Below are 13,181 nucleotides of genomic sequence, written 5' to 3' on the forward strand. Positions count from 1 at the left end.
TTCTGCGCACCACGGAAGATATCGGAAGCCCTCCATTCTTGCCGTGTGGGGGTACGCAGCTGTACCCGGATCGGATTCAACCCATCTGCAGGAGCACGTCGCGTACCCGGTCCAGCGACGGATCGATGTCCGCCTCGTCGATGGCGCCGAAACCCAGCATCAGCCCCGGACGCGGCGGCGAGAAATGGAAGAACGGCGCCAGCGGATACAGCCCCACGTCGACCCTCCGGGCCAGCGCGATGAGCTGGCCGATGTCGATCTCGCGCCTGCAGATGGCCGCCATGTGGATGCCGGCCGTCACCGGCAGCAGCTCGAACCAGGGCGACAGGTCGCCAGCGAAGCGTTGCACGATGCGCTCCCGCCGCGCCGCGTAGGCCGCGTGGCAGCGGCGGATGTGCCTGTTGAGGTCGCCGTCGGCAATGAACTTGGCAAGCGCCCATTGCGCCTGCGTCGAGGTGTGCCAGTCGGTCAGGTGCCTGGCCGTGCCCACGGCCTCCAGCACCGCCGGCGGTGCGACCAGGTAGCCCAGCCGCAGATCGGGCGAAAGCGTCTTCGAGAAGGTGCCGACGAAGGCCACGCGGCCGTGCTCGTCCATGCTCTGCAGCGAATCGGCCGGGCGGCCTTCGTAGCGGAATTCGCTGTCGTAGTCGTCCTCGATCACGATGGCGCCCAGCTCGTCGGCACGCGCCAGCAGCGCCTTGCGGCGGCGCTCGCTCATCGGCACGCCCAGCGGGAACTGGTGCGCAGGCGTCACGTAGATCAGCCGCGTGCCGTCGGGAATGCGCTCGACCACCAGCCCCTCGCGGTCGACCGGCACGCCCACCACCTTCGCGCCCTGCGCCTCCAGCAGCAGCCGGGCCGGCGGGTAGCCGGGTTCCTCCATCGCGACCGTGCTTCCGGGTTCCACCAGCACCCGCGCGATCAGGTCGAGCGCCTGCTGCGCGCCGTTGGTGACGAGGACGTCGGCCGCGCCGCAGCGCACGCCCCTGGAAAAGCTGGCATGCCGGGCGATGCCGTCGCGCAGTTCATGCAGCCCTTCGGCGTCGCCGTACAGCCCGCGCGAGCGCGCGCCCTGCCGCAGCGCATGCAGCACGCAGCGGCGCCAGTCGGCGTGCGGAAAGAGATCTCGCGCCGGAGCCCCGCCGATGTACTCGTAGCGCGCGCTGCCCGCCGGCGCGGGATGCCGCAGCGGCGTGCTCATGCCGCGCCAGTGCTCGACCATCGCCGAGCCCGCGAGCGCCCGTGCCGCCACGGGCGCCGGCTTGCGCGCCGCGCCTTCGGCCACGAAGGTGCCGCTGCCGACGCGCGCGGTGAGCAGCCGGTCGAAGGTCAGCCGGGCATACGCCTCCGACACCGTCTTGCGCGACAGGCCCAGTCGCTCGGCGAGAAGCCGCGAGGGAGGCAGCCTTTCGCCGGCGGCCAGCCGGCCTGCGCGGATCGCTTCCTTCAGCTGCCGGTAGAGCTGCCCGGTCAGGTCCTTGTCGCCTTCGATGACGACGTGCAATTCCATCGGATTGGTCTCCTGCGAATGCTCCGGATTGGCCGCCGCCGACAGCGGCCCCGGCTCCTAGCATCGAGTCAGGATTGAACCACTACCCAAGAAGGAACCCGACATGCAAGCGCACTCCGAATCCCGCCTCGATTTCTACAAGGCCTCGCCCGACGCGCTCAAGGCGCTGATCGCCTTCGAGGTGGCCATCGGCAAGCTCGGCCTGGAGCCGAAGCTGCTCGACATGGTCAAGCTGCGCGCCTCGCAGATCAACGGCTGCGCCTACTGCATCGACCTGCACACGGCCGACCTGCGCAAGGCCGGCGAAACCGACCGCCGCCTGGCCACGCTGAGTGTCTGGCACGAGACTCCCTTCTTCACCGAGCGCGAGCGCGCCGCGCTGTCGTGGACCGAAGCGGTGACGCAGGTCTCGCTCACGCACGTACCCGACGAGGCCTACGAGGCGCTCGCGGCGCAGTTCAGCGAGGCCGAACGGGTCGACCTGACGATGGCGATCAATGCGATCAACAGCTGGAACCGGCTGTCGATCGGCTTCCGCAAGCAGCTGTCGACCTGAGCGCCTGCAGTTCGCCGTATCAGGCCTTCACGATGCGCGCGCTCGCGGTGGAGCGCGCGACGATGCGGCCCTCCGCGTCGCTCAGTTGCGCCTCGAGAAAGGCGATGCTCCTGCCGCGCTGCACGACGCGGCCTTCGCCGTACAGCAGGCCCGGCTTCGCGGCGGCCAGGAAGGACACGCTGAAGTCGATGGTGACGGAATACGTTTCCTCGCCGTTGAGCACCCACAGCGCCGGGCCCATCGTGTCGTCGAGCATCGCCGCCAGGATGCCGCCCTGCACCGCTCCGGCGGGGTTCAGGAATGCATCGGTGGCCGTGAAGCTCAGCCGGATCGTGCCCCTGGCCCGGTCGAACTCCAGCACGCGCTGGCCGAAGAGTTCCGCGGTCGGCGGGCGGGGAAAGCGCTCCAGCAGAGGGTCAGGCACCATTTTTCGCTCCGGAAGTGGAGCGAAAAATCCTAGGCGGCTTCTGCTGACAGCGTGGTGTCAGCAGTGGCGATGCGTCCACGCGAGTCGAGCAGCTCGTCTACGAGATCGTCCACCCGCTGCTCGGCGCGCCGCAGCGACTGCGCAAGCTGCTCGCCGCCGAATTCGTCGGACTCCACCGCCGCCTCGAACACCTCGGTGATGCCGATGTAGCCCAATGCCGAGCGCACGCTGTTCTCGGTGTGGTTGAGGTGCGCGATGCGCCCGCCCGCGTCGTAGCCGTGGTCGCCGCGCGCACCGAGGAGCACCACGCGCTTGCCCATGTCCGCCAGCATCGGCCAGTACGGCACCGCCCCGCGCGAGCGGTCGAAGCCGAAGGTGCGGCCCACGCGCACGATGTTGTCGATCCAGGCCTTGAACTGCGCGGGCACGCTGAAGTTGTACATGGGCAGGCCGATGACGACGAGGTCGGCCGCGACGAGCTGATCGACCAGCCGATCGCTTTCGGCCAGCGCCTCGGCCATCCATGGCTCGCGCGCCGCGGGCGGCGTGAAGGCCGCGTGAATCCAGCGCCCGTTGACGTGCGCGGGCGGCTGCTGGCCCACGTCGAGGTAGTCGATGCGGTCGGTGGGCCGCGCCTTCTGCCAGCGCTCGACGAAACGCGCGGACAGGCGGCGCGTGTGCGAGCCGTGGAGGTCGGTGTCGGAACGGCCCGGGCGGGCGCTGGCGTCGATGTGGAGGATGTTCATGATCGTTGTCCTGCTCGTGATGGATGAATTGGTGTCTTTCATTCCGCGCTGCCAGAATGCTGCGCAGGCCTCTAATCTAGGTATCGAGGCTATTCCTCACAAACGACGATTTCTCCTCTTATGAACGAGATTGGCTCATCCATCCGCCCTCCCCGCCGGCTGCCTCCCCTGCTCTCGCTGCGCGCCTTCGAGGCCGCGGCCGCGCACCTGAGCTTCCAGCGCGCGGCGCTCGAGCTTTCGGTCACGCCTTCGGCCATCAGCCATCAGGTGCGCGGGCTCGAAGACACGCTGGGCCAGCCGCTGTTCCGGCGGCTCACGCGGCAGCTCGCGCTGACGCCCGCGGGCCAGCGGCTCTTCGACGACCTGCGCATGGGCTTCGACCTGCTCGAGGCCGGCGTCGACAGGCTGCGCCGGCCCGCCGCGTCGCAGGCCGTGACGCTCACCACCAACACGGCATTCGCAGCGCGCTGGGTGCTGCCGCGCATGGATGCGTTCCGCAAGGCCAGCCCCGGCGTGGAACTGCGGCTGCATGCGAGCGACACCGTGGTCGACCTGGCGCGCGGCGATGCCGACGTCGCGGTGCGCTCGGGCAGCGGCAACTGGCCGGGCCTGGTGTCGCGCGAGCTGATGCGCGAGCACTATGCGCCGCTGTGCAGCCCGATGCTGGGCCTGAAGCGCGCGGAAGATCTGACGAAGCACCGGCTGATCCACTGCGACTGGCAGCCGCAGGCGCTCGCGCCCGCCGTGTGGCCGCGCTGGTTCCGCGAAGCCGGCGTCGTGCCGCCGAGGGGGCGCGCGATGAAGGCATCGGACCTGTCGTTCTCCGACGAGACGCACGCGATGCTGGCGGCGCTCGCCGGGCACGGCGTGGCGCTGCTGAGCCTCACGCTCTCGGCCGAGGAGCTTCGCAGCGGTGCGCTGGTGCAGCCCTTCGGGCCCGCGCTCGATACCGGCAGCTACTTCCTTGCGGTCGCGAGCGGCAGAGAGAACGAGCCGGCGATCCGCGCCGTCTGGGAGTGGATCGCATCGCAGGCCGCCTCAGGCTGAGCGGTATCTGAAGAGCGGGCTTGCATGTCGTTACGGTTCTCGCGCAGACTCCGGCAACAACAAAGCGAGGAGCCCCCCAATGACGAGGTTTGTCCGCGCGCCCTTTGCCATCGCAACAGGTGCGCTGCTTGTAATAGCTTTGACCTCATGTGGGGGCGGCGGCGGAGGCGGTGGGGGCGGAGGAATCGGCATAGGGCTCGGCACAGGCGGCGGAACCACTTCGCCGCCCTCCTCCACCACGCCGGAACTGCCCGCACGCGAAGCGCTCATTGCCCGCGCCAGGAGCTACGAGCTCAACACGCCGTACGTGCCGCCACCGGGTGACCCGCTGGAGCACAACACCTCCGGCTACGCCAAGGCGATGTGCTCCGCGGCGTTCATCACCGGCCTCGACCCCGACGTGGCGGCCGAGAGCGTCGGCTACTTCACCGGCCCCTACGACCAGCGCAAGAAGGTCGGCAAGCCGGTGGTGGACAGCGTCAAGAAGGAAGTCCGCATCACCATTCCCAACGGCCCGACGCTGACCGCGCGCTACTTCGGCTCGCAGGGCTGCATCACGCTGCCGCCCGGCCGGGACGACGTGTTCTTCACGCCGGTGACCGTCAAGAGCGCTCTGCCCGACCCGTCGACGCAGCAATGGCCGATGGGCGACATCGTGCCCTCCGGCTCCGCACCCGGCATCGACACGACGAAGGTGGGCCAGGCGGTCGATGCGGCCTTCGAGCTGCCGGAGGCCTACACCGCGGCCTTCGTCGTCACGCACAAGGGGCGCATCGTCGGCGAGCGCTACATGAACGGCATCACCTCGAGCACGCCGCTCGAGTCGTGGTCGATGGGCAAGAGCGTCACCGCGACGATGATGGGCGTGCTCATGAAGCAGGGCGTGTACAGCCTCGACCAGCCGGCGCCCATTCCGGAATGGCAGGGAGCCGACGACAAGCGCAAGGAAATCAAGATCCAGGACATCCTGCACATGTCGAGCGGCCTGCGCATCAAGGCGCCGGACGACCCGGACTTCGACCCCACCGGCACCTACCCCGACCACGTCTACTTCTACACGGGCCGCATCAACATCTTCAACTACGCGGCCACGCGGCCGCAGCAATGGCCGCCCAACACCATCGGCCGCTATCGCAACACCGACCCTGTGCTGGCGAACTACCTGATCCGCCTGGCGGTGGAGAAACGCGGCGAGGAATACCTGTCGTTCCCGCAGAGAAACCTGTTCGACAAGATCGGCATCCGCACGATGACGCTGGAGACCGACCCCTACGGCAACTTCATGGGACAGGGCTACGACTTCATGTCGGGGCGCGACTGGGCGCGGCTGGCCAACCTGTACCTGCAGGACGGCGTGTGGAACGGCGAACGCCTCTTGCCAGAGGGCTACGTGAAGTTCGTGAGCACGCTCGCGCCGGCCTGGGCCGCCGACAAGCGGCCGATCTACGGCGGCTTCTTCTGGCTCAACGGCTCGAGCACCTGGCCGGTGCCGACCTCGGCCTACTACATGCTGGGCGCCGGCGGGCAGGTGGTGCTGATCGTTCCTTCGCACGACCTGGTGGTGGTGCGGCTGGGCTTCGACAAGGGGGCCAACGCGTCGGTCACGAGCCTGCGAAAGGCGCTGACGCTGCTGATGCAGGCGGTGCCCAGTTCGTCCTGACCCTCCGCTCCAGAAGCGCAAAGGCCTCCCGAGGGAGGCCTTTTTTGCGCCCGTCCGGGTCACTCCGCGCGCTTGCTCAGGAGGGTCTGCACGACATAGCCGTCGCGGTAGACCGCCTCGATGGTCCCTTCCACCCGGTCACTGGGATGCGCGGTGACGAACTTCTGCTCCGTCACCCGGTAGACCACCATCGTGCTGGACGAATGCTTGCTGAGCGTGCGGGCCACGCCGGTGGCTTGTCTCAGGGTCGGATATGTCTCCATGGGGCTCTCTTCCTTGTCCTCTCGATGCCTCAAATGTTAACTCTTTGGTATTCGAATATGCCTCAGGGTATTTTCCAAGCACAAACGCCTGCGATTCTCTTCGGTTCGTCTTGTTCAGGAATCGGATGATCCGGTCATTGACAGGCCCAGGCCATCAGGTCGATCGCGTACTGTCATGCGTCGAGGGCGCGCGTTGCCCCTTCACTACACTGCCTCCCGATGAGCCCCGGCACCCTGATCTCCCACTTCGCCAGCGGCGACATGTTCCGCAGCCGAAGCGTGAGCGACGTGGTGCTGAGGGGAACGCTGGATGTGCCCGCGCCTGCGCCACGCCTGCTCTCGGACTGGGACAGGGAGATCGCGTCGCAGCTCTCGCTGGAGCCGGGAGACGTCGAGGCACTTCCCCTGCCACGCGCTCGCGCACGCTGGCCCGACTACAGGCACTGCGTGCAGGCCGTTTCCGACTGGACGCTCGCGCTGGGCCTGCCAGGGGTGCTCGGCTCGGCCGACGTGGCCCTCATGGCCTGCCGCGGCGCGAGGTATCACCACGACGGCATGCAGTACGGCGGTGCGGCCTTCTGCAATCTCTTCATGAGCGAGGACAAGGGGCTGGACCTGCACTTTCCCCATGCAGGCCTGCGGATCCCGCTCCGGCGGGGCACGGCGGTCGTCTTCGACACGGGCCAGCCGCACGGCGTCATCCGGCGCGGCAGCACGGGCTTCGACCCGGCGGACTTCGCGGACGGCAAGGACTGCAACCAGGTCTTCCTGACCTGGGAGCTCCCGATCGAGGATGCCCATGTGGCAAGGGCCCTGCGGATCGACTTCGACATCGCATCGCCGGCATCTGCCCGGCCTGATGAAGAGCAGCTCATGCGAAACGGCAAACCGGCCGTCGTGTGCCCGGACTCGGGCCGCTGGCTCGACGCCGGTTGATCGCGCTCAGCGCGCCGTAGGTGAGGCGCTGGCGGCCAGCCCCCGCAGGCATTCGTTGACTGCCTGCAGCGGCGTCTTCTCGTGGCAGCGCGCCACTGCCTCGCGGGCGACGGCTTCGCTCAGGCGACGCTCCTGCGCGGCCTCGACCTGCAGCTCGACGATCCACTTCATGAGCATGGCGAGCACGATCAGCAATCCGACCATGGCGGCCATCAGCGTCACGCGCCAGTTCCCGGCGCGGAGCAAGGGAGTCGCGGTCTTGCCGGCCAAGGTTTCTTCCCGGGTGCTCATCTAGCGCGGAAGGTCCGGAAAGACCCACATGCTCAGCCCGAGGATCAGGCCGATGCCCAGCGACACGATGGCTGCGGTCGTGAACATCGATGCCGCGATGATGTTCTGCACGAAGACGGCCACCAGCACGAAACCCACGGAGGCCACGATGCACAGCACCACCGGCAACCAGGCGACGTAGGCCGGCCGGCGCTGGAGCGCCGCGGGCTCGTCGGGACTGGTTTCGCGCAGGAACGGGGTGCGCATGATCTGCCTCCTCTTCGCGATATGTCGCGTGTCTGTCTGTCGCCGAAGAAGGCCGAAGGCTCCGAAACAGCGACGCATGCTTGCGGCACCACGCTCCACACTCCCTCGCATGGCCCGTTCGCAACCTTTACTGACCTTCGTCAAAAAGTACCGGGAGGTTATGGAAAACATCGGACGGGGTTAAGGGATTACTGCGCGAACGCCGTACTTGAAAACAGGCACGGCACAGAAAGCTCATGAACCTGCGCAATATTTGACAAGTGTCAACAGTGCGCCGGAGCACGACTACGCCTTTCGTATTCCTGGCGCAGCACGGCCCGGCGCAACGAGCAAAGTGCGCCCCCTGCTCAACCGCAGAGATCGAAGATCGCTTCCATGATCAGCTGGTAGCCGCTCCAGAACAGCCAGTGATCGCCGCACTGCGTGAACGGCCCGGCCATCGCGGGAGCCGCAACGGCCAGCGACGACAGGATCGCCGCAACGACGCCGGCCTTGACTACGGTTGCACGTTTCATGATTTCCTCCTCCAGTGGTGCTGTTGAACGCAGGACATCACGCTCCTGCGGCGCGACGAGTTGCATCCGCAACTCATCGGTGCGCACTCTAGAAATGTGAACAGCCGGCCGCCAGTGCCTAAAGTCACTGCGCGCGAAATCAGGTGCCTGCATCCGGCGGCTGCAGCCCTCTCACCCACTCGAACACCGCCGCCACCGCGGGCTCGTTGCGCCGTGCCTCGGGGCACACGAGATGAAACGGAAGCCCCGGCAGCTGCGGTCCGAACGGCTGCACGAGATTGCCCGCGCGCAGCTCGTCCGCGATCAGCGCGAGTCCCATCAGCGCGACGCCCTGCCCCTGCAGCGCGGCGGACACGGTGTGCGTCTCGTCCGAGAACACCGGCCCCGCCGACACATCGAGGCCCGGCACCTGCGCCTCCTGCTGCCATGCGGCCCAGGTGCCTGGCTGGTTCCTGCTGCCCGGCACCGCGAAGTGGAGCAGCGTGTGCCGCGTCAGATCGCCGCGCCGGCGCAGCTTGAGCGCGGGGCTGCAGGCCGGCGCGAAGACGGTATCGAACAGCTTCTCCGACACCATGCCCGGCCACTGCCCGCGGCCGTAGCGGATCGCGATGTCGGCCGTGACGCCGTCGAGCGCGACAGCGTCGTGCGACGCATGGATGCGCAGGTCGAGCCGCGGATGCAGCGCGCGCAGCGTGCCCACGCGCGGCAGCAGCCAGCGCGCCGCGACGGCCGGCGTGGTCGACAGGGTGATGGCCATCCGCTGCGGCGGCGCACGCAACCGCGCGACCGCATTCGCCATGGCATTGAACGATTCGCTCAGCACCGCCTGCAGCTCCCTGCCCTGCGGCGTCAGCACCAGTTGCCTCGGCTGGCGGATGAACAGCGGCACGCCGAGCGAGTCTTCGAGCTGCCGCACCTGGTGGCTGATGGCCGTAGGCGTGACCGAGAGCTCGTTGGCCGCGAGCTTGGCGCTGCAGTGGCGCGCGGCGGCCTCGAAGGCCCGCAGCGCCGCCAGCGGAGGGAGTTGTCGAAGGTTGGCCATGGATGAATCAAATTTTCATCAACACAAAGAAATCGTCGTTTGTCGCGCTGCTTCTCCCTCAATACAGTGAGATCCAAGCCAGCCCGAAAGCTGAATTTTCTTCATCCAACCCTTCATGTCAAAGAGGATCTCGCCATGACCACACTGCTCCACATCGACGCCAGCGCCCGCCCCGGCCGTTCGGGCACGCACGTTCACGGCTCGCACTCGCGCCGGCTGAGCCATCACTTCGTGTCGACCTGGCGCGCGACGCGCCCCGACGACGAAGTGATCTACCGCGACATCGGCGCCACGCCGCCGACCAGCGTCACCGGCGAATGGATCGCGTCGGGCTACACGCCGGCCGAACAGCGCGAGCCGTGGATGCACGCCGTGCTCGCGGAGAGCGACGCGCTGATCGCCGAGATCCGTCGCGCCGACGTGCTGGTGATCGGCGTGCCGATGTACAACTTCGGCATGCCCGCACCGTTGAAGTCATGGATCGACAACATCGTGCGCATCGGCTCGACCTTCAACTACGACCCCAGCCGCGAGAACCCGTACGTGCCCCTGCTGGCCGAGCGCACCCGTCGCACCGTGCTGCTCACCTCGTGCGGCAGCAGCGGCTACCGGCCGGGCGGATTCCAGGCACACCTTGACCTGCTCACGCCGGGCATCACGGCTCCGCTGTCGCTGCTCGGCCTCGACGAAGTGCACAGCGTCGCGATCGAACATGCGGAGGACCACGGCGACCTGCTCGACCGCTCCATCGCCGATGCGCTCGCCCGTGTCGAAGCGCTCGTTGCCGAGCTGCAGGCCGCGTGATCCGGCGCGACCTCGATAGTCGCGTCGCTGCCACTACTTTTCGACAAGATGTTGCAAGCGCGGTGCGTGCGTGATTTGATGCATCGCGTACATCAGGGAGTCCTAGAAGAAAGAAAAACGGGACGAAAGAGAGGTCGCGATGGGACGACTCGAACATCAGGTGCGCGCATGCGCGACATCGGTTTTCCTGCTTGCAGCAGCGACAGTCGGGACATCGGCATGCGCCCACGCGGCGGATGGCACGATCCACTTCACGGGCGAGATCGTGGCCGCGCCCTACTCCATCAGCTCAACGCCCGCCACACCGGCCACGATGGCCGCGCGCATCGGCAAGGCGGGGTCCGCCAGCGAAGTGATCTTCCAGCGCCAGTACATCGACCGGCCGAGTGCCAGCGTGCGCGTCGATGCCCTTGGCGGGCAGCCACTGGAACTGGCCTTCACCGATGCGCGAGGCCAAAGGCATGCACTGGCCCCGAAGGACGCGTGCGACATCGGGCAGGACGGCGGCACGCTGTCGATCCGCCCGAAAGGCGGTACCACCGACGGCACGAGCCGCGTGACGGCCGCGCTGGTGACCGTCACCTACGACTGAAGAAGAACCGCGCGCTCAGGCCGAGCGCAGTTGCTCGCGCAGCTTCTGCCCGATCTCCGGCCGCTCGAGGAACGGGTCGGCCGGATTGGTGATGGAGACGATGTTCTCCATGCGGCTGCGCACGTTGCCCAGCGCCTTCGGGTGGCTGAACACGTAGAACTGGTTGTCGGTGATGGCCTCGAACACCTTGGCGGCCACTTCGGCCGCCGTGATCTTGCCACTGCTCACCGCCTTGTTGCTCATGGCCTGGCCGATCAGCTGGCTCTTGGTGAGCTCGCTTTCCTTCGGCGCATTGGGGCGGTTGCGCTCGCTGCTGGTGATGCCCGTGGGCACGAAGTACGGGCACAGCAGGCTCGCGCCGATCTGGTCGGTGACGAGGTTCAGGTCCTGGTACATCGTCTCGGTGAGGCTCACGACTGCGGCCTTCGCCGCGTTGTAGATGCCCATGTTCGGCGGCGTGAGCAGGCCGGCCATGCTGGCGGTGTTGGTCACGTGGCCGCGATAGGCCGGGTCTTTCGCCGCGGCCTCCAGCATCATCGGCACGAACAGGCGCACGCCGTGGATCACGCCCCACAGGTCCACGCCCAGCACCCACTCCCAGTCGGCGACCGTGTTCTCCCACACCAGGCCGCCGGCGCCCACGCCCGCGTTGTTGAAGACGAAGTGCGGAGCACCGAAGCGCTCCTTCACGGCGGCGGCCAGCGCTTCCATCTGCGCCGCGTTCGACACGTCGACCTTGCGCGCCAGCACCTGCGCGCCGGCGGCTTCCATCTCCGCTCTGGCCTTGTCGAGCGCGTCCTGCTGCACGTCGACCAGCACGAGGTTCATGCCGCGGGCGGCGCCGATGCGCGCGCACTCCAGGCCGAAGCCCGAACCAGCGCCGGTGAGAACGGCGGTCTTGCCCTTGAAGTCCTGAATCATTGGGTGCTTTCCTTTGGTTGTCTCTGCCTTGCCTATTGGAACGCTTTGCAAGCGGCTTGACTGTCGTTCGTGTGACGCGTGTGGCAGCGGGAGCCTGGCGAAACAACCAGGAAAACTTCAAACGACGTGGCAAATCAGGATTTGCCGAGTTGCTTTCGCATATGCCCGTCATCAATCCAATCAGAAAAACCCGTACTCGACATCGTATAGGGGCTCGCACGCTACACGGCCAAATGCAGGACCAGACTGACCGGGTGGACCACACCGGATGTGGCAATCCCTGTGATGCCGCCCGCCCTGGCCACAGCCTGTACGAACGTCGTACAGTTCTCGCCACCAAGAATCGCACCAAGGCTGTAGACGTGATTTGCTTCGCGCCAGGCGGATACCTTACCCGGGCCGTGGGTCCCTAGCAGTGCATTCGTGCTGAACGCAAACCCGTAGTAACTCACGGCTCCACTGCCATCATCAAGTCCGATGCAAGCGTACGGAGTACCAACGTTGTCTACGCAGACGGTGAAGCTTGGCTGCCCCATACAACTCCTGACCTGATTTCTTTGATGACCTGAACATAAGATCTACCCATTACTCGATGGATCGAGAACTAAAAAATGGCCTATCGATGACGATATGCGGACTCAGGAAATCCAACTCCTTGGAATCACGAAGAACCGCAATGCGCAGTTTGTAGAAGCCCGGCTTTTGACTTGAAAAGCCCGACAGGGTGCTGGTTATGGTGTCAGCGGCGTAAGTCCCACCTCTGCTCGCAGTCAGACTATCAAATGAGTATTGGGCTACCACCACCCCGTCCTCTTGCAGCAGCTCCCATCGCAAATGAAATCCTGGACTTACGTTTTCGCAAGTCTTGAGCCGTATCGGTTTGCCAGGGCTATCGGTCCAACACGTATTGGACTTTCCTTCCATTCTTTGCTGCGTTGTCAATTTTTGGTCAGTTCTCAAGAAACCCAGTGCAACGATCCAGCGCTCTCTTATGTCCTTGATCTGAAATAGCTGCGTCGTGTAGATGTTTCCTGCGCGCAGTTGCACTGGCTCGACCATCAGTGCTGATGGAAATACCGCACCGACTTGCATCGACCTGTCTGAAGTGGTCGAAACTCCTGGCGAGAGTGCGCATCCGCCGACCACACCCGCCAATACGCCAACAGCCAAGGCAGCGATAACGCTGCTCCAGCACGTGCGTCCTAGTCGATGCAGCGCTTGAAGAACTCCTGAATGGCCCATGATGTTCATGCTCTTTCTTTGACCTCTGATCTTCGAACTCTCGCGTCTAGAGCACATACGGTCTTCTCCGGGATTCCCGCTGCCCCCGCGATGGACTTGTTGCTCAAACCTCCAGCCAAGTGACGCACGATCGATCTCTCTCGAGCGGTGAGCTCGCCAATGGCTGCCGAGCGTTTTCCGAGAAGATGGATCAGGCTCCACGGCAAATCCGTGAAAGCAATCAAGACAGGGCCGCCTAGGTAGCTGCGCAAAACGGATAAGTCACGCTCAGCTTGCCGGGCCTGGGCACTGAACAAGTGAACCGGCAGAATGCCAGTGTTCCCGGGACGTTTCGACACTCCACCAAGCCAGGAGCGCCAGCGCTGCGGCCGCCAGCAGCATTA

At 66.1% G+C, this 13,181-nt stretch carries 17 protein-coding genes; 6 read left to right on the forward strand and 11 right to left on the reverse strand.

Annotated features, from left to right (window positions below; translation table 11 throughout):
* Window positions 1–76: 76 nt before the first annotated feature.
* Window positions 77–1,510 (reverse strand): PLP-dependent aminotransferase family protein, encoded by a 1,434-nt coding sequence (locus ABL840_RS21960; RefSeq protein WP_093306823.1) that lies wholly within the window; start codon window positions 1,508–1,510, stop codon window positions 77–79.
* A gap of 103 nt (window positions 1,511–1,613) precedes the next feature.
* On the opposite strand from ABL840_RS21960, the gene ABL840_RS21965 reads away from it, so the two are divergent.
* Entirely contained in the window at window positions 1,614–2,066 is a 453-nt protein-coding gene (locus ABL840_RS21965; protein WP_093306824.1) for a carboxymuconolactone decarboxylase family protein, read from the forward strand.
* 19 nt (window positions 2,067–2,085) lie between these two features.
* On the opposite strand, the gene ABL840_RS21970 is transcribed toward ABL840_RS21965, so the two are convergent.
* Together ABL840_RS21970 and ABL840_RS21975 are read right to left on the reverse strand one after the other, a co-directional pair.
* Complete coding sequence (locus ABL840_RS21970) at window positions 2,086–2,493, reverse strand: PaaI family thioesterase (RefSeq protein ID WP_093306825.1); 408 nt, start codon at window positions 2,491–2,493, stop codon at window positions 2,086–2,088.
* Window positions 2,494–2,522: 29 nt separating this feature from the next.
* The gene (locus tag ABL840_RS21975) at window positions 2,523–3,239 is read right to left on the reverse strand and encodes an FMN-dependent NADH-azoreductase (RefSeq protein WP_093306826.1); all 717 of its coding nucleotides are present in this window, start codon (window positions 3,237–3,239) and stop codon (window positions 2,523–2,525) included.
* Between the two features lie 120 nt (window positions 3,240–3,359).
* Between ABL840_RS21975 and ABL840_RS21980 the strand changes: the two genes are divergently transcribed.
* Complete coding sequence (locus ABL840_RS21980) at window positions 3,360–4,286, forward strand: LysR substrate-binding domain-containing protein (RefSeq protein WP_093306827.1); 927 nt, start codon at window positions 3,360–3,362, stop codon at window positions 4,284–4,286.
* Window positions 4,287–4,365: 79 nt separating this feature from the next.
* Window positions 4,366–5,946 carry a serine hydrolase domain-containing protein gene (locus ABL840_RS21985; protein ID WP_093306828.1) on the forward strand — a complete coding sequence of 527 codons (1,581 nt, stop codon included), beginning with the start codon at window positions 4,366–4,368 and terminating at the stop codon, window positions 5,944–5,946.
* A gap of 59 nt (window positions 5,947–6,005) precedes the next feature.
* Here the strand turns inward: ABL840_RS21985 and ABL840_RS21990 are convergent, their stop codons facing one another.
* Window positions 6,006–6,209 carry a hypothetical protein gene (locus ABL840_RS21990; protein ID WP_093306829.1) on the reverse strand — a complete coding sequence of 68 codons (204 nt, stop codon included), beginning with the start codon at window positions 6,207–6,209 and terminating at the stop codon, window positions 6,006–6,008.
* Window positions 6,210–6,428: 219 nt separating this feature from the next.
* Between ABL840_RS21990 and ABL840_RS21995 the strand changes: the two genes are divergently transcribed.
* A complete protein-coding gene (locus tag ABL840_RS21995) occupies window positions 6,429–7,145 on the forward strand; it encodes a hypothetical protein (protein WP_093306830.1) in 717 nt (238 codons plus the stop codon).
* A 6-nt stretch (window positions 7,146–7,151) separates the two neighbouring features.
* On the opposite strand, the gene ABL840_RS22000 is transcribed toward ABL840_RS21995, so the two are convergent.
* The 4 genes from ABL840_RS22000 to ABL840_RS22015 form a co-directional block, all read right to left on the reverse strand.
* The gene (locus ABL840_RS22000; protein WP_418115980.1) at window positions 7,152–7,415 is read right to left on the reverse strand and encodes a hypothetical protein; all 264 of its coding nucleotides are present in this window, start codon (window positions 7,413–7,415) and stop codon (window positions 7,152–7,154) included.
* A gap of 21 nt (window positions 7,416–7,436) precedes the next feature.
* Window positions 7,437–7,682 (reverse strand): hypothetical protein, encoded by a 246-nt coding sequence (locus tag ABL840_RS22005; RefSeq protein WP_093195042.1) that lies wholly within the window; start codon window positions 7,680–7,682, stop codon window positions 7,437–7,439.
* A 347-nt stretch (window positions 7,683–8,029) separates the two neighbouring features.
* On the reverse strand, window positions 8,030–8,263 hold the full coding sequence (locus tag ABL840_RS22010; protein ID WP_143043000.1) for a hypothetical protein: 234 nt from the start codon (window positions 8,261–8,263) through the stop codon (window positions 8,030–8,032).
* Between the two features lie 73 nt (window positions 8,264–8,336).
* On the reverse strand, window positions 8,337–9,239 hold the full coding sequence (locus ABL840_RS22015; RefSeq protein ID WP_093306832.1) for a LysR substrate-binding domain-containing protein: 903 nt from the start codon (window positions 9,237–9,239) through the stop codon (window positions 8,337–8,339).
* A 135-nt stretch (window positions 9,240–9,374) separates the two neighbouring features.
* On the opposite strand from ABL840_RS22015, the gene ABL840_RS22020 reads away from it, so the two are divergent.
* The gene (locus tag ABL840_RS22020) at window positions 9,375–10,043 is read left to right on the forward strand and encodes an FMN-dependent NADH-azoreductase (protein ID WP_093306833.1); all 669 of its coding nucleotides are present in this window, start codon (window positions 9,375–9,377) and stop codon (window positions 10,041–10,043) included.
* Window positions 10,044–10,182: 139 nt separating this feature from the next.
* Window positions 10,183–10,635 (forward strand): hypothetical protein, encoded by a 453-nt coding sequence (locus ABL840_RS22025; protein WP_093306834.1) that lies wholly within the window; start codon window positions 10,183–10,185, stop codon window positions 10,633–10,635.
* Between the two features lie 15 nt (window positions 10,636–10,650).
* Here the strand turns inward: ABL840_RS22025 and ABL840_RS22030 are convergent, their stop codons facing one another.
* The 3 genes from ABL840_RS22030 to ABL840_RS22040 form a co-directional block, all read right to left on the reverse strand.
* Complete coding sequence (locus ABL840_RS22030) at window positions 10,651–11,556, reverse strand: SDR family oxidoreductase (protein ID WP_093195038.1); 906 nt, start codon at window positions 11,554–11,556, stop codon at window positions 10,651–10,653.
* Window positions 11,557–12,141: 585 nt separating this feature from the next.
* Window positions 12,142–12,807 (reverse strand): hypothetical protein, encoded by a 666-nt coding sequence (locus ABL840_RS22035; protein ID WP_143043001.1) that lies wholly within the window; start codon window positions 12,805–12,807, stop codon window positions 12,142–12,144.
* Complete coding sequence (locus ABL840_RS22040) at window positions 12,804–13,136, reverse strand: LuxR C-terminal-related transcriptional regulator (RefSeq protein ID WP_093306835.1); 333 nt, start codon at window positions 13,134–13,136, stop codon at window positions 12,804–12,806. The genes ABL840_RS22035 and ABL840_RS22040 overlap by 4 nt, the downstream gene beginning before the upstream one ends.
* Window positions 13,137–13,181 lie beyond the last annotated feature (45 nt).

The sequence above is a fragment of the Variovorax sp. NFACC27 genome (genome assembly GCF_048301545.1).
In the GTDB taxonomy this organism is placed as follows: Bacteria; Pseudomonadota; Gammaproteobacteria; order Burkholderiales; family Burkholderiaceae_C; genus Variovorax; species Variovorax gossypii.